Raw genomic sequence first — 15,937 nt, 5'->3', positions numbered from 1 at the left:
GTGCTTGCTGGGGCAAGCGCTAAGCATGGACATCTCGGACGGACTCCTCCGAGACGCTGGCAGGCTGGCCAAGGCTTCCGGAGTGCGCCTTGAGCTCGATGAGGACGCGCTGCGGGCGCGGGCCGAGCAGCTCGCCGAGGCAGCCCAGGGCCTCGAGCGGGACGAGGAGCTGGCCTTGGAATGGGTTCTCACCGGAGGCGAGGACTACTCCCTCCTCGTCACCTTCCCGCCGCAGGCCGAGCTTCCGGAGGGCTTCAGCCGAATCGGCACCGTCATTGCCTCAGACGCAGACCAGCCCGGAGTGCTCACCCTTGGGGCATGAGCAGTCCGGGCTGGGACTCCTTGAAGGGCTAGGTCAGCCCTCGAACTTGCGGCCGAGCTGGGCGAAGGACCAGCCCTCGGCCTCCCAGTGCTTGGCGTCGAGGACATTGCGGGCGTCGATGAACCGCTTGGACGCCACCAGGGGCTCAAGATCGGCAGGCGTCAGCGACTTGAATTCGTTCCACTCTGTGGTGAGCATGACCACCTCCGCATCCCGGACCGCCTCTTCCAGGCTCTGGACGTAGCCCAGCCGGGGGTAGCGCTTGGCAGCATTGTGGTTGCCCTCGGGGTCAAAGACGGCCACATCCGCGCCTGCGTTGTAGAGGCGCGCGGCGACGTCCAGCCCTGGGGAGTCGCGCACATCGTCGGAGAGAGGCTTGAAGGTGATGCCGAGCACGGCGATCTTCTTGCCGACCACGTCCTGGTCCAGGAGTTCGAAGGCTCGTGCGACGGCCTTCTTGCGGCGGCGCAGGTTGATCTGGTCGATCTCATCGAGGAACTTCATCGAGTGGTCCAGGCCCAGCTCGGCCACGCGGGTCTGCAGCGCACGGATGTCCTTGGGCAGGCAGCCTCCGCCGAAGCCGACTCCGGCGTTGAGGAACTTGCGGCCGATGCGCGTGTCGAATCCGATGGCGTCGGCCAGGGTGGTGATGTTGCCCCCGACGTTCTCGGTGACCTCTGCGAAGGCGTTGATGAAGCTGATCTTGGTGGCGAGGAACGCGTTGGCGGCGACCTTGACGAGCTCAGCCGTTTCGAAGTCTGTGGAGATCCAGGGGTCTCGCGCCCCAGGGCTTCGGCGTACACCTCCCGCAGAACAGCCTCGTCGGCCTCGGACCCTGTGCCCACCACCAGACGGTCGGGGCGCAGGGTGTCCTCCACGGCGAAGCCCTCGCGCAGGAACTCAGGGTTCCATGCCAGCGAGACGCTCACCCCGTCGTTCTTGGTCTCGGCCACCAGCCCTGAGAGCCGGGCGGCGGTGCCGACGGGGACGGTGGATTTGCCGACGACGAGCGAGTCCTTGGTGATGGAGGCGATCAGGTCGGTCGTGGCAGCGTCGACGTAGGTGAGGTCCGCGCCGGTGCCGCCTCTTACCTGCGGGTGCCCACGCAGATGAAGTGGACGTCGGCCCATGAGTAAGCCTCAGAGACGTCCGCGGTGAAGCGAAGCTACCGGAGTCGACGTGCTTGCGGATCAGCTCGGGCAGACCGGGCTCGTGGAAGGGAAGCTCGCCGCGCGAGAGGGAGTCGACCTTCTCAGGGTCGACGTCCACGCCGAGGACGTCGAAGCCGAGTTCGGCCATGCACGCCGCGTGCGTGGCGCCCAGGTATCCGGTGCCGATCACAGAAATATTGAGAGTCACGGACGCCACCTTAGCGGTTCGGCGCATGTCCGGGGTGACGGCCTACCTACCGCAGGTCGCTCTCGGGGTTCTTCCGCACCAGCTCGGTGAGCTGCTGAGCCGCGGCAGACACCACGTGGGCGAACCGTCGGCCCGGCTGGCGGGAGAGCCGTTCGATGGGGCCGGAGATGGACACTGCCGCGAGAACGCGCCCGGAGGGACCCCGCACCGGGGCTGAGACCGAGGCCACGCCGGGCTCGCGCTCGCCCAGAGACTCCCCCAGCCGCGCCGGCACCCCGGCGAGGACGGTCGGAGTGAACCGGGCGTCTCGGAGGCCCTCGACGAGTCGGTCGTGGTCCTCCCAGGCCAGCAGGACCTGAGCGGCCGATCCTGCCTTCATGGACAGCTGGGTGCCCACCGGTATGGAGTCGCGCAGACCGATGGGCCGCTCCGCCGAGGCCACGCAGATGCGAGAGTCGCCCTGACGCCGGAAGAGCTGTGAGGACTCGCCCGTGGCGTCGCGCAGCTTCAGCAGGATGGGCCCGGCAGCGGAGACCACCTGATCGGAGTAAACGGCCTGGGCGAGCTCGGCCATGCGGGAGCCGATCACGTAGCGGCCGCGCACGTCGCGCGAGAGGAACCTGTGGTGGACCAGTGCCGATGCCAGACGGTGAACGGTCGGCCGGGCCAGACCTGTGACCTCCACCAGCTGAGCAAGAGTTGCGGGACCGGCCTCCAGGGCGTCCATGATCATCACCGATTTGTCCACCACTCCGATCCCTGAGGGGAGTGCAGGATGCTGTGTGCCATAGACTCACTATAGTCCGAATAGTGAGACCAGAGGGTGTCGGTCTAGAGCCGCGGCGATGCTGGTGGTTCTCTAGAACTATGGCACAGACAGCATCCGCGGATCAGCCGCTCACTCTGGCGGAGAAGGTATGGCGCGACCACGTCGTCGTGCGCGGAGAGGACAAGGACGGGCAGCGCAGCCCGGACCTGATCTACATCGACCTGCACATGATTCACGAGGTCACCAGCCCTCAGGCGTTCGAGGGGCTCCGTCTGGCGGGCCGTCCCGTGAGGCGCCCGGACCTCACCATTGCGACTGAGGACCACAACACGCCGACGCTTGAGATCGACAAGCCGATCGCCGACCCCATCAGCCGCAAGCAGGTGGACACCCTGCGCGCCAACGTGGAGGAGTTCGGCATACGGATCCACTCGCTGGGCGACGACAACCAGGAATCGTCCACGTGGTCGGCCCCAGCTCGGACTCACCCAGCCGGGAATGACCGTCGTCTGCGGGGACTCCCACACTTCCACCCACGGCGCCTTCGGATCCCTGGCGATGGGCATCGGCACCTCGGAGGTGGAGCACGTCCTGGCCACCCAGACGCTCTCCCTGAAGCCGTTCAAGACGATGGCTGTGACGGTGAACGGCAGCCTGCGTCCGGGAGTCTCCTCGAAGGACATCATTCTGGCCGTGATCGCCCAGATCGGCACCGGCGGAGGCCAGGGCTACGTCCTCGAGTACCGCGGCACCGCCATCGAGCAGCTGTCCATGGAAGCTCGGATGACGATCTGCAACATGTCCATCGAGGCCGGGGCGAGGGCAGGCATGATCGCTCCCGACGAGACGACGTTCGAATTCGTTGCTTACCGCCCGCACGCGCCGACCGGCAAGGACTGGGACGACGCCGTCGAGTACTGGCGCTCGCTGCGCACCGACGAGGGGGCCCAGTTCGATGCGGAGATCATCATCGACGCCGATGAGCTGGAGCCGTTCGTCACCTGGGGCACCAATCCGGGGCAGGGCGTGAGCCTCAGCGAGGCAGTGCCGTTCCCTCCGACTTCCACGACCCGGTCGACCGCGAGTCGGCTGAGCGTGCCCTGCAGTACATGGATCTGGCCCCGGGCACACCGATGCGCGACGTTCGGGTCGACACCGTCTTCCTGGGCTCCTGCACCAACGCGCGCCTCGAGGACCTGCGAAAGGCCGCAGAGATCATCAGGGGCGCGAGAAGGACCCCGATGTGCGGATGATTGTTGTTCCAGGCTCCGCGAAGGTCCGGCTCGACGCTGAGGCAGAGGGCCTGGACCGGATATTCAAGGACTTCGGGGCGGAGTGGAGGTTCGCCGGATGCTCGATGTGCCTGGGCATGAACCCCGACCAGCTCGCAGAGGGCGAGAGGTGCGCCTCCACCTCGAACCGAAACTTCGAGGGACGGCAGGGCAAGGGCGGTCGAACCCACCTGGTCTCGCCCGTCGTGGCCGCCGCTACCGCGATCCGCGGCACGCTCTCGTCGCCCTCCGACGTCGGCGCAGGCGCGCCGGTGCTTAAGCATAGTCCGCAGCGGCGGCATCCGCCCCGCTCTCCTCAGGGCCGCTCACGCAGGCCCGGCCCCGCAGCAGACCACCGAGGAAGGCTCCCCATGGAACCCATCACGACGCACACCGGCATCGGCGTGCCGCTGAACCAGTCGAACGTCGACACTGACCAGATCATCCCCGCCGTCTTCCTGAAGCGCATCACCAAGACCGGGTTCGAGGATGCCCTCTTCTACGCGTGGAGGAAGAAGGAGGACTTCGTCCTCAACCGGGAGCCCTTCAAGCACGGCACCGTCCTCGTCGCGGGCCCCGACTTCGGCACGGGGTCATCCCGTGAGCATGCCGTGTGGGCGCTTCGGGACTATGGCTTCAAGGTGGTCATCTCCTCCCGGTTCGCCGACATCTTCTACAGCAACGCGGCCAAGCAGGGCCTCCTCGCGGCGAAGGTCGCTCAGCCAGACGTCGAGCTCATCTTCAAGGAGCTCCAGCGTGAGCCCGGCGCTGAGATCACAGTGGACCTGGAGGGCCGCACGGTGGTCTGCGGCAGCGTCGAGACCACCTTCGACATCGACAACTACACGCGGTGGCGCCTGCTGGAGGGCCTGGACGACATCTCCTGACGCTGCGTCAGAAAGCCTCCATCGACGCCTTCGAGGGAACCCGGCCGGGGTTCAAACCCGCGACGCTTCCGGCTAAGGTGTAGCCGCTTGCGGGCGCCTCCGCCGTCCGCGAAGCTGAAGAGCCCCCGAACCCCATCGGGTACAGTGGCAGGGCTGGAATCCGCTGGATCGAAGGGACCACGTCATACATATGGGCAAGCTGCTCACAATTCAGGGCGGGAAGCCCTCGAAGGCACGGTGCACGTCCGCGGTGCCAAGAACTTGGTGCCCAAGGCCATGGTGGCGTCTCTGCTGGGCAGCGAAGTCTCCGAGCTTCGCAACGTGCCTGACATCAAGGACGTCGAGATCGTCCGGAATCTGCTGCAGATTCACGGGGTCAAGGTGGACGCTGACCCGCTGACCGGGGACCTGAGCCTCGATGCGCGCAACACCTACCTGGCCGAATACTCCGAGATCGACGCGTATGCCGGGGACTCGCGGATCCCCATCCTGTTCTGCGGGCCGCTGATGCATAAGATCGGCGAAGCATTCATTCCTGATCTGGGCGGGTGCCGCATCGGCGATCGCCCCATCAACTATCACCTCGAAGTGCTGCGCAACTTCGGCGCTGTGGTGGACAAGCAGCCCAACGGCATCCACATCTCAGCGCCCAAGGGCCTCAGCGGTGCCAAGCTCGAGCTTCCCTACCCATCGGTGGGCGCGACCGAGCAGGTGCTGCTGACTGCTGTGCTGGCTGAGGGCATCACTGAGCTGCGCAACGCCGCTGTGGAGCCGGAGATCCATGACCTCATCGCGATCCTGCAGCAGATGGGAGCGATGATCACGGTCTACACAGACCGGACGATCCGCATCGAAGGCGTCTCTCGCTTGGGACGATTCCGCCACCAGGCGATTCCCGATCGAAACGAGTCCGCGTCCTGGGCCTCGGCTGCTCTCGTCACCCGCGGCGACATCTACGTCAAGGGCGCAGCGCAGCGCGACCTCACCAGCTTCCTCAACATCTACCGCAAGATCGGCGGAGAGTTCGAGGTGGACGAGGAGGATCCGGTTCTGGCACGGCGGCGGGCAGCTCCAGCCCCTAGTGCTGGAGACCGACGTCCATCCGGGCTTCATGACTGACTGGCAGCAGCCGATGGTGGTGGCCCTGACGCAGGCTCACGGCGTGTCCATCGTGCACGAGACCGTCTACGAGAACCGGTTCGGCTTCACGGATGCGCTCACGCGCATGGGAGCTTCGATCCAGCTCCACCGCGAGTGCCTGGGCTCCAACCCCTGCCGATTCGGCCAGCGCAACTTCCTCCACTCCGCTGTGATCTCAGGAGCCAGTGAGCTCACCGGTGTCGACATCAACATTCCTGACCTGCGCGGCGGATTTTCTCACCTTATCGCGGCGCTGGCTGCCAAGGGCACGTCCAACGTCACCGGCATCGAGATCATCAACCGCGGGTACGAGCACTTCATCGACAAGATCGAAGCTCTCGGTGCGGACATCCACATCGAGAAGGCTGGGGCCCCGGCCCTCAGTAAACCGTCGCCGCGGGCGGATGAGTCCACAGGTGGACGCCAACGGATCTTCGGCGCAGGAGACGGCACGCCGCTCTCCGGCCTGGTACCTCGCGGCAGGTCTTGTCCGGCCCGGCATGAACGCTCTGATGGGCAAGGAGTGGCACGGACTCGAGAACATCCCCTCCGACGGCTGCATCGTCGTAGCCAATCATGTGAGCCTCATCGATCCGCTCGCGGTGCTGCACGCGGTCTACCGCAGCGGAACCACCCCTCACATCATGGCCAAGGACTCGCTGTTCCGCGTTCCCGTCCTCGGAACGCTCATGAGTGAGCTGCAGCTCATACCGGTGACGCGCAATGCGCGCGACAGGTCCCGGAGTCGCTGGACATCGCGCACGGCATCCTCCAGGAGGGCGGGGCCGTGGTGATCTACCCCGAGGGCACCCTCACCACCGACCCTGACCAGTGGCCCATGCGCATGAAGACCGGCGCCGCGCGTCTAGCACTGACCACCGGGGCTCCCATCGTTCCCCTGACCCACTGGGGCACCCACCGATTCCTGCCCTATGGCTCCAAGACCCCGAGGATCCTGCCGCGCCGCTCCTACACGCTGCGAGCCGACGAACCTCTGGACATGTCCGATCTGCGCAGCAGGCCGCTGAGCCGCACCGTGCTGGCCCAGGCGACCCAGCGCATCGAGCAGGCACTGACCGAAGGTGTCAGCCGACTGCGCGGCGAACCCGCTCCTGAGCTGATATGGGACAGAAACATCAGCCAGCGTGTGCCTCGCGATCAGCTGCGGGCCCGGGCTGAGCAGCAGGACAGGCACGCGGATCGCACCGGGGAGGGATCGGACGAATGAGTCCCACTGCGGTTCTCGGAGCAGGATCCTGGGGACCACCTTCGCCAAAGTGCTCGCCGACGTAAGCCAGGACGTCGCGCTCTGGGCGCGTCGCGAGGAGGTCGCCCACGAGATCAGCACGCACCGGACCAACAGCGCGTATCTCCCCGAGGTGTCTTTGCCCACGGGCATCCGTGCCACCTCGGATGCGGACCGAGCTGTCCGCGACGCTGAGGTGATCTTTCTCGCCGTTCCGGCTCAGAGCCTGCGTGAGCAGCTGTCGCATCTGAAGGGGAGCCTGAAGCCGGGGGCGATCGTGGTTTCGCTCATCAAGGGCCTCGAACGAATCAGCGACCTGCGCATGTCCGAAGTCATCCACGATGAGCTCGGGCTGCCTCCGGACAGGATCGCCGTGCTCTCAGGCCCCAACCTCGCAGCGGAGATCGCGCGCGAGGAGCCCACGGCGTCGGTGATTGCCTGCTCAGACTCCTCTGTCGCCGAGCAGCTTTCCCAGCTCTGTCAGACTTCCTACTTCCTGCCCTACGTCAACTCTGACGTGATCGGCACGGAGCTCGGAGGAGTTCTGAAGAACATCATCGGCCTGGCGGTGGGCATCTGCGACGGGCAGCAGCTCGGCGACAACTCCAAAGCCTCCGTCATCACCCGCGGTCTCGCGGAGACCACACGATTGGGGCTGGCCCTGGGCGGACGCCAGGAGACCTTCGCCGGGCTTGCTTACCTGGGAGACCTGGTGGCCACCTGCGGGTCGCCGCTGTCCCGCAACCGCACCGCGGGGCGTCTGCTGGGAGAAGGGCTGACGCCCGGGCAGGTCAGCGAAGCGATGACCCAGACGGCCGAGGGGACGAAGTCCGCAGCAGCCGTCCTGGACCTGGCGCGCCGCTATGGAGTGGACATGCCGATCTGCGAAGCGGTGGTATCGGTGCTCGAAGGATCCATGACCGTGGACAACATCGTCGGGTCTCTCCTGGCCCGGGACCTGAAAGCAGAGGTGCATTGACCGTGCCATCCGAGCCGACGGCCAAACCGCGCATTCTGGTCCTCTACGGCGGCCAGTCCTCCGAGCACGCGGTCTCCTGCGTCACTGCAGCGGGGGTCCTCAACGCCATCGACACGCAGAAGTACGACGTGGTCGAGGTCGGGATCACCGAGGCAGGGCAGTGGACGCGGCCCACGGCGGACCCCGCACGCACGCATTCGGCGCCGGTGATCTTCCCCGCGTGGAGCCGACGCAGTCCTCCGTCATCCTTCATTCATCCGCTCGTGATGCTGGTTCATCGGGCACTTCTCTGGTGGAGCTGCATGCCGACGGAACGGCTGCCGAGCTGGGACATGTCGATGCGGTCCTTCCGCTGCTGCACGGTCCCTACGGTGAGGACGGCACCCTCCAGGGGCAGCTGGAGCTCGCCGGAGTGCCGTACGTAGGCGCCGGTGTGCTGGCCTCCGCAGTGGGTATGGACAAGCACTTCATGAAGCTTGCGTTCCAGGCCTCCGGGCTTCGCGTCGGTCCCTGGGAGACCATCACCGCTCGGGAGTGGGCCTCCGACGCAGGAGCTTGCGTGGACCGGGTGAAGCGTCTGGGCCTGCCGGTGTTCGTGAAGCCCGCCCGGGGCGGATCATCAATGGGCGTGAGCCGGGTCGACAGCTGGTCCGAGATCGTCGAAGCGATCGCTCAGGCCCACCAGCACGACGCCAAGGTCGTCGTCGAGCAGGGCGTCTCCGGCCGGGAGATCGAGTGCGGCGTCCTCGGAGCAGCCGCGCACGCGCGCCGCGGGCCTCGGTGTGCGGCGAAATAGTGGTGCACGACGGCGCTGAGCACCACCAGTTCTACGACTTCGAGGCGAAGTACACCGACGCCGCCGCAGCTGATCTCTCATGCCCGGCAGATCTGCCCGATGAGGTCAGCGATGAGATCCGCCGCCAGGCGGTGATCGCCTTCGAGGCCATCGATGGTGAGGGCCTGGCGCGCGCCGACTTCTTCTATGATGCTGCGGCCGCCGAAGGCGAGCGCATCGTCGTCAACGAAGTGAACACCATGCCCGGATTCACGCCCATCAGCATGTACCCGCAGATGTGGCAGGCCAGCGGCTTCTCCTACCCGGAGCTCATCACAGAGCTCATCCAACTCGCCCTGGAGCGCCCCACGGGCCTTCGATAGAATGGCGTGCATCGACTGACGGAGGTCCTTCACCATGATCGGCATTGACGACATCACCATGCGCACCGCTGACCCAGCATCAGCCCCTTCCACCGGGGTGCGGCAACCATTGAGCGGGAGACTGCGCCCCAGGTCTCCGAGCCAGGGGACCACGAGCGGTTCGCCCACTACGTGAAGAAGGACAAGATCACTCAGTCCATGGTCGAGGGCAACGCCGTGGTGGCGCTCTGCGGCAAGGTGTGGGTTCCCTCACGCGATCCGAAGAGCTTCCCCGTGTGCCCTGAGTGCAAAGAGATCTACGAGGAGTTCGGCGAGTCCGGCAAGGACGACTCCGGCGAGGGCGGCGGTCGCGGGTTCTTCGGCTTCGGCAAGAAGTAGGTGAGCGAACCGTCTCTCTTCGACGTCGGCACCGACGTCGGATCGGAACTTCCGCCTGCCCTGCCGCACCGCGCGGCTCATGGCACCGCCCCCACGCTGCGGCAGTGGCAGCAGGAGGCCCTTGACCTCTATGTGCGCCGCAGGCCCAAGGACTTCCTGGCTGTTGCTACCCCTGGGGTAAGCAAGACGACCTTCGCGCTGAGGGTCGCCAAGCTGCTCTTCGAGTCCGGTGAGGTGAGCTTAGGCTCTACGTGGTGGCCCCGACGGAGCACCTGAAGCGTCAGTGGGCGGACGCCGCAGCACGCGTAGGCCTGGCCATCGACCCCAACTTCAAGAACAGCGACGGTCGCCACGGAGCCCAGTTCGTCGGTGTGGCCGTGACGTATGCACAGGTGGCCAACAAGTTTGCGCTGCACCGCAACAAGACCGAGGCGGCTCGGACGCTCGTCGTCTTCGATGAGATCCACCACGCCGGCGACGCCCTCTCGTGGGGAGACGGGGTCAGGAGGCCTTCGATCCTGCGGCGCGACGTCTTGCGCTCACCGGCACGCCCTTTCGGTCCGACACGTCTCCCATTCCGTTCGTGGACTACGTGGAGGACAACGACGGCGTCCGCCGCTCCAAGGCCGACTACTCCTACGGGTACGGGCCCGCGCTGCACGATCATGTCGTCCGTCCGGTGGTCTTCATGACCTATTCGGGAACGATGCGATGGCGGAACTCCTCCGGGGAGGAGATGGAGGCGACCTTAGGGCGGCGCCGCCACCAAAGACATCACGCAGCATGCCTGGCGCACCGCCCTGAACCCTGAGGGGGACTGGATCCCTGCGGTGCTGCGCGCGGCCCATCAGCGGCTTCTCAAGGTCCGGGATCGCATTCAGGACGCCGCGGTCTCGTCATTGCCACGGATCACGAGGATGCTCGTGCCTACGCCGCTCAGCTCGACGCTCTGACGGGGCAGAGAACCACAGTGGTGCTCTCGGACGACAAAGAGGCCTCGAACAAGATCGAGGAGTTCGGCGCCGACGGGTCGCGGTACTGGATGGTGGCTGTGCGAATGGTCTCGGAGGGAGTTGACGTGCCCCGGCTCTGCGTCGGGGTGTACGCCACCTCGACGTCCACCCCGCTGTTCTTCGCCCAGGCGGTCGGCCGCTTCGTGCGCCTGCGCAAGAAGGCGGAGGTGGCCAGCGTCTTCCTGCCGTCCGTTCCTGTGCTCACCGACCTCGCCAACGAATTGGAGGCGGAGCGGGACCACGCCTTGGGAACGGAGCATGAGGGGCCCGCTGAGGGTGACGAGCTGATCGACCCCTCGACGAGCAGGAGGGCGAGGACAAGGCATCGGACCAGCTGACCCGCGGAGAGTTTGCGGCTCTGGGTTCGTCGGCGTCATTCGACCGGGTCATGTTCGACGGCGAGGAGTTCGGCCTGGGGGAGACGTAGGCTCTGATGAGGAGTTGGGCTTCCTGGGAATTCCGGGGCTTCTGGAGCCGGAGCAGGTCTCTGAGCTGCTGCGCCAGCAGCAGGCCGAGCAGATGAGGAGAAGCCCATCGGCTGCTCAGCGGCAGCGGGACGTGGTCGACCACCGCCAGCTCAAGGACCTCCGCGCGAAGCTCAATAAGTCTGTGTCCGCCTACGCGGCGAAGACAGGGATGCACCAGGGGAGCATTCACACGAAGCTCCGGGAGAAGTGCGGCGGGCCCGCTGTCCCTCAAGCTGACCAGTCACAGCTTCAGGAGCGCCTCAGGACCGTCCAGCTGTGGTTCACCCGTGCCTGAGCACTGTTCAGAGCTCGTCGCTGCGGAGCAGTTCGACTCCGGCCTCACGGAGCTCTTCGTAGGTCTCTGCGATGCGGTCCTCATCGACGCCGACCGTCAGATTCTTCAGCAGCCTGACTTCGTAGTCGTTGTCCGCCGCGTCCAGGGCCGTCGCCCTGACGCAGTGATCGGTGGCGATCCCAACGATGGTGACGGTCTCCACGCCCTGCTGCTGCAGGTATGTGTTGAGGTCCGGGGCGCCCTCTTCGATGACATCGGCTGGCGCGACGGCCTTCTCCTTCTCGCCCTCCTTGAGGCCGGTCCGGTCGGGGTCGCCCAGCCGTCCTTCGAATCCTGAGTAGCCGTCGTCGAACAGGCCCTTGAGGAAGCGTGCCTGAATGCGCTCCGTGTCGAGATCGTCGTGGAGGTCGGCCCCGCGGGTTCCGGCGACGCAGTGCACGGGCCAGGTGCGCTGGAAGTCCGGGGAGTCGCTGAAGTGGCTGCCGGGCTCAATGTGCCAGTCCTGTGTGGCGACGATGACGTCGTACTCGCCATGGCTGTCCTCGAGAAATTCGGAGAGTTCGGCTGCCAGCGCGGCGCCGCCCTCCACGGCGAGCGCGCCGCCTTCGCAGAAGTCGTTCTGTACGTCCACGATCACGAGTGCTTCAGCCATGCTTCGAGTGTATAGACCCCGGTGGGCCCAAGGCTACGAAAGAAGCGGCAGAGGTCACTGGTGGATGGTCGGAATCACCGGGTCGCCCTTGAGAGCCGGTGGGCGGCCCGTGGGAGCTCTGCGAAGGACTCCCGGTGCCGCGAAGCGGCGCGCCGGACTCCCTCCGCGCCGGTGAATCCCGGCTGCAGCTCGCCCTCGACCACCAGCGGAACCTGGAGTAAGCGGGCCTCGGCTGCGGTGTCCGGGCGGCGCCTATGCCGATGACTTCCGCCTCTGCTGCTCCGCTGCCGCCGTAGGTCCTCATGGGCACCTTGACGCCTCCGCGGCTGCTCTTGCCCTCTGAAGCCTTCTCCACGGGGATCTGGCCCCGGAGCTGTCCTCATGCTGAACGAGCTTGTAGACCATGCCCGCCGTGGGAGCGCCCGCTCCGGTGACCAGGCGCGTGCCCACCCTGTAGGAGTCCACCGGTGCCGCGGCGAGACGTGCGATGGCGTGCTCGTCCAGGTCGGAGGAGACGATGATCCGTGTGGCGGTGTTCCCGAGTGAGTCCAGAAGGTCTCGGACCATGAAGGCCTGCTCGACGAGATCGCCGGAGTCCAGCCGCACCGCGCCCAGTCGCGGACCTGCGACCTCGACCGCGGTGCGCACCGCGCGCTCGACGTCGTAGGTGTCGACGAGGAGGGTCGTCTCAGGGCCGAACGCTTCGACCTGCGCGGCGAACGCCTCCTCTTCGGAGTCGTGGAGGAGGGTGAACGCGTGGGCGGCGGTGCCCAGAGTGGGGATGCCGTAGTCGTGCCCGGCCTGGAGGTTGGAGGTGGCCGCGAAGCCGACGACGGCAGCTGCGCGTGCGCTGGCCGTCGCAGCCGCTTCCTGGGTGCGGCGGGAGCCCATCTCCACGCAGGGCCGTCCGCCGTCCGAGACGGTCCCGCTAAGCTGCCTGGACCATCCGTGACCCGGCGGAGGCGATCGCTGAGTCGTGGTTGAGGACCGAGAGGATGTATGTCTCGAGCAGGCATGCTTCGGCGAAGGTCGCCTCGACCCGCAGCACTGGGGAGTGCGGGAACCACATCTCGCCCTCGGCGTAGCCGCTGATGCTGCCGGAGAACCTGTAGTGGCGAGATAGTCCAAGGTGGGCTCGTCCACGATGCCCCGCTCACGGAGGAAGGCCAGCGCATCGTCGTCGAAGCGGAAGCGCTCCAGGCCTTCCAGGAGCCGTCCGGTGCCGGCGACCACCCTGTACCGGCGCCCTCCGGGCAGGCGGCGGCCGAAGACTTCGAACACGCAGCGGCGGTGCGCCGCGCCGGAGCGCAGCGCGGCCTGCACCATGGTCAGCTCGTACTGGTCGGTCAGCAGTGCGGTGGAGGGGCTCACGAACCTAGACTAGACGGCATGACAACTGACGGTGCGACCCTCACGGGCAGTGACACGGATCTCGCTGCTGTGCTGACCCCGCAGCGTCCTTTCCACGTGGTCGTGTGGAATGACCCGGTGAATCTGATGTCCTATGTGGCGTGGGTCTTCCGCAGCTACTTCGGCCATTCCAAGGAGCGGGCGCAGGAGCTGATGATGAAGGTGCACACCGAAGGCCGCGCTGTGGTGGCCACAGCCGGTCGGGAGAAGGCGGAGCAGGACGTGACGGCGATGCACAACTATGGTCTGCAGGCGACCCTCGAGGAGGCTAGGCTGATGGCACGAGCGTTTCACGCCACCACGCACGGATACCGCGCTGAGCTGACCACCCATGAGCGTCGCCTGCTCTCAGGGCTCTGCGCTGATGTGATCCAGCTGCTCGAGGCGCGCGCCGAGGAGGTCGCCGAGGCCTCCGACGAGGCTCCTGCCGAGCACGCCGATCTCGCCGACCCGGTGTTCGCGCACTTTCGTGCCGAGCTCGCCTACCTGGGCGAAGGCATGGACGAGGGGACAGGAGCTCCGGCGGACGAAGAGCCCGACACCCCAGCTCCCGGGCTGGACCCGCCACCGACGGCGTCCTGGCCCGCCTCCTTCCCGACGCCCACGAGGACGGGGAGGAGGCCCGGCAGCTGCGGCGGCTCGCCGAGGGCTCCCTGCGCGAGTCGAAGATCAGTGACCTGCGCACCGCCCGGATGCTCCTGGAGTCAGGCACGGTGCGCCTGAAGGAGGAGCAGGCTCCGGCCTTCGGCCGCGCACTCAACGACCTGCGCCTGACTCTGTCGGTGCGTCTGGGCATCGAGGATGACGCGGACGCCAGAAAGGTCCATCAGCTGGCGGCCTCGGGAGCCAGTCGAAGCACTGAGGCGTTCATGGCGGAGATCTACACCTTCATCACCTGGCTTCAGGAGTCGCTCTTCTCCGCGATGCTCGATGTGCTCCCCGACGACGAGGAGCAGGAGGGAGGCCACGCCGGGCGGTAGGGTGAGCGGCATGGAGCTCACCATCATCGGCTGCAGCGGCTCGTTCCCGGGTCCGGAGTCTCCGGCATCCTGCTACCTGCTCACCGCAGAGCACGCGGGCCGGACATGGCGCCTGCTTCTCGACCTGGGCAATGGGGCCCTGGGTGCTCTGCAGCGTCACATCCGCCTCGACGAGATCGATGCGGTCGCCTTCTCTCACCTACACCCCGACCATTTCAGCGACATCTGCGGACTGCACGTCGCAGCGAAGTGGCATCCCGGCGGTTCGGGCCCCGGACTCATCCCCATCTTCGGCCCGGAGGAGACCGCCCGCCGAGCGGCGGAGGTCTACGGCATCGACCCCGATCCGGGCATGTCTGAGGAGTTCGACTTCAGACACTGGGCGGACGGGCAGCCCCACACTGTCGGACCGTTCACCATCACCCCGTATGCCGTATGGCACCCCACACCGGAGGCCTACGCCCTGCGTGTTCAGGCCGTCGACGAGAGCGGCGAGGTGCGGACTCTGACCTACTCAGGCGACACCGACGCGTGCGAAGGGCTGACTGAGGCTGCGCGGGGAGCTGATATCTTCCTCTGCGAGGCTGCCTACCAGGATGGCCGGGATGAGGAGCTGCGGGGAATTCACCTGACCGGTGCACGCGTAAACAGCACCGCCGCCGATGCGGAGGCGAAGCGGCTCTTCCTGACCCACATCCCGGTGTGGACGGACCCGGATAAGGTGTTCGAGGCGGCTGCGGCGCACTACTCCGGTGAGACTGCCGTTGTTGCGCCCGGCGCCTCCTACCGCATCTGATGCATCCGGAGTAAGCAGAGCAGCGACCGACACACACATCGAGGAGAGCACCACTGTGAGCACTACGTCCGACTACCTCCGCCATGACGGCCGCCTGGCCAACCAGCTGCGCGACGTGACCATCACACGCGGCTGGTCTTCGCAGGCCGAAGGAAGTGCTCTCATCGACTTCGGCGGCACCAGGGTGCTGTGCACCGCCAGCTTCGAGTCCGACGTGCCGCGCTGGCTGCGCGGCCGGGGACCGGCTGGGTCACCGCTGAGTACGCGATGCTGCCGCGGGCCACCAATACCCGAAACTCGCGCGAATCCGTGAAGGGAAAGATCGGCGGCCGCACCCACGAGATCTCCCGGCTGATCGGCCGCGCCCTGCGGGCCGTGGTGGACACCAAGGCGTTGGGGAGAACATGATCACTCTGGACTGCGACGTGCTCCAGGCCGACGGCGGCACACGCACGGCAGCGATCACTGGTGCCTACGTGGCACTGGTGGAGGCCATCGAATGGGCTCGCCAGGAGGGTCACGTGGGCAGGAAGGCCGAGGTCCTCACCGATTCGGTCTCAGCGATCAGTGTGGGCGTCCTGCCCGACGGCCACGCTGTGCTCGATCTGCCCTACACCGAGGACTCCACCGCTGGGACTGACATGAACGTCGTCGTCACCGGATCCGGCGACTTCGTCGAAGTGCAGGGCACCGCCGAGGAGCGCCCTTCACCCGCAGCCAGATGGATGAGCTTCTGGACCTCGCCGTCGCGGGGTGCGCCCAGCTCTCCGAGATGCAGAAGCAGGCGCTGGACGCCGCATGAGTGCCCGGCTCGT

8 protein-coding genes and 10 pseudogenes are annotated in these 15,937 nt (G+C 66.6%); 14 read left to right on the top strand and 4 right to left on the bottom strand.

What is annotated here, in order from left to right:
* Positions 1 to 25: 25 nt before the first annotated feature.
* A complete protein-coding gene (locus tag K0H76_RS14005) occupies positions 26 to 322 on the top strand; it encodes a hypothetical protein (protein WP_258933379.1) in 297 nt (98 codons plus the stop codon).
* Positions 323 to 355: 33 nt separating this feature from the next.
* On the opposite strand, the pseudogene K0H76_RS14000 reads toward K0H76_RS14005, so the two are convergent.
* A pseudogene (locus K0H76_RS14000) lies at positions 356 to 1,708 on the bottom strand (UDP-glucose/GDP-mannose dehydrogenase family protein).
* 19 nt (positions 1,709 to 1,727) lie between these two features.
* On the bottom strand, positions 1,728 to 2,414 hold the full coding sequence (locus tag K0H76_RS13995) for an IclR family transcriptional regulator (RefSeq protein WP_258935423.1): 687 nt from the start codon (positions 2,412 to 2,414) through the stop codon (positions 1,728 to 1,730).
* Between the two features lie 134 nt (positions 2,415 to 2,548).
* Between K0H76_RS13995 and leuC the strand changes: the two are divergent.
* The 9 genes and pseudogenes from leuC to K0H76_RS13950 form a co-directional block, all read left to right on the top strand.
* Positions 2,549 to 3,978, top strand: a pseudogene (leuC, locus tag K0H76_RS13990) (3-isopropylmalate dehydratase large subunit); the annotation flags it as partial.
* 114 nt (positions 3,979 to 4,092) lie between these two features.
* A pseudogene (leuD, locus tag K0H76_RS13985) lies at positions 4,093 to 4,691 on the top strand (3-isopropylmalate dehydratase small subunit).
* A gap of 107 nt (positions 4,692 to 4,798) precedes the next feature.
* Positions 4,799 to 6,097: pseudogene (murA, locus tag K0H76_RS13980) on the top strand (UDP-N-acetylglucosamine 1-carboxyvinyltransferase); the annotation flags it as partial.
* 67 nt (positions 6,098 to 6,164) lie between these two features.
* Positions 6,165 to 6,542: a 1-acyl-sn-glycerol-3-phosphate acyltransferase gene (locus K0H76_RS13975; protein WP_258933378.1), complete on the top strand. Its 378-nt coding sequence runs from the start codon at positions 6,165 to 6,167 to the stop codon at positions 6,540 to 6,542.
* A complete protein-coding gene (locus K0H76_RS13970; protein ID WP_258933377.1) occupies positions 6,536 to 6,976 on the top strand; it encodes a 1-acyl-sn-glycerol-3-phosphate acyltransferase in 441 nt (146 codons plus the stop codon). Before K0H76_RS13975 ends, K0H76_RS13970 begins: the two co-directional genes overlap by 7 nt.
* A pseudogene (locus K0H76_RS13965) lies at positions 6,973 to 7,973 on the top strand (NAD(P)-dependent glycerol-3-phosphate dehydrogenase). Before K0H76_RS13970 ends, K0H76_RS13965 begins: the two are co-directional and overlap by 4 nt.
* A pseudogene (locus K0H76_RS13960) lies at positions 7,970 to 9,131 on the top strand (D-alanine--D-alanine ligase). Before K0H76_RS13965 ends, K0H76_RS13960 begins: the two co-directional pseudogenes overlap by 4 nt.
* 171 nt (positions 9,132 to 9,302) lie before the next feature.
* Positions 9,303 to 9,509, top strand: coding sequence for a DUF3039 domain-containing protein (locus tag K0H76_RS13955; protein WP_258933376.1), 207 nt, complete (start codon positions 9,303 to 9,305; stop codon positions 9,507 to 9,509).
* Positions 9,510 to 11,284 (top strand): annotated as a pseudogene (locus K0H76_RS13950) (DEAD/DEAH box helicase). It abuts the gene before it with no gap.
* A 7-nt stretch (positions 11,285 to 11,291) separates the two neighbouring features.
* On the opposite strand, the gene K0H76_RS13945 reads toward K0H76_RS13950, so the two are convergent.
* Together K0H76_RS13945 and K0H76_RS13940 are read right to left on the bottom strand one after the other, a co-directional pair.
* Entirely contained in the window at positions 11,292 to 11,936 is a 645-nt protein-coding gene (locus K0H76_RS13945) for an isochorismatase family protein (RefSeq protein ID WP_258933375.1), read from the bottom strand.
* A gap of 54 nt (positions 11,937 to 11,990) precedes the next feature.
* Positions 11,991 to 13,262: pseudogene (locus K0H76_RS13940) on the bottom strand (nicotinate phosphoribosyltransferase).
* 63 nt (positions 13,263 to 13,325) lie between these two features.
* Here K0H76_RS13940 and clpS point away from each other — a divergent pair.
* From clpS to rph, 4 genes and pseudogenes are all read left to right on the top strand, one after another.
* Positions 13,326 to 13,616: pseudogene (clpS, locus tag K0H76_RS13935) on the top strand (ATP-dependent Clp protease adapter ClpS); the annotation flags it as partial.
* A 308-nt stretch (positions 13,617 to 13,924) separates the two neighbouring features.
* Positions 13,925 to 14,326, top strand: coding sequence for a DUF2017 domain-containing protein (locus K0H76_RS13930; RefSeq protein WP_258935422.1), 402 nt, complete (start codon positions 13,925 to 13,927; stop codon positions 14,324 to 14,326).
* Positions 14,327 to 14,336: 10 nt separating this feature from the next.
* Positions 14,337 to 15,122: an MBL fold metallo-hydrolase gene (locus tag K0H76_RS13925; protein ID WP_258933374.1), complete on the top strand. Its 786-nt coding sequence runs from the start codon at positions 14,337 to 14,339 to the stop codon at positions 15,120 to 15,122.
* Between the two features lie 55 nt (positions 15,123 to 15,177).
* Positions 15,178 to 15,924, top strand: a pseudogene (rph, locus tag K0H76_RS13920) (ribonuclease PH).
* Positions 15,925 to 15,937 lie beyond the last annotated feature (13 nt).

Origin of the sequence: Nesterenkonia pannonica, assembly GCF_019575955.1 — a bacterium.
Lineage (GTDB): Bacteria > Actinomycetota > Actinomycetes > Actinomycetales > Micrococcaceae > Nesterenkonia > Nesterenkonia pannonica.
This window is presented reverse-complemented; position numbering and strand designations above follow the sequence as displayed.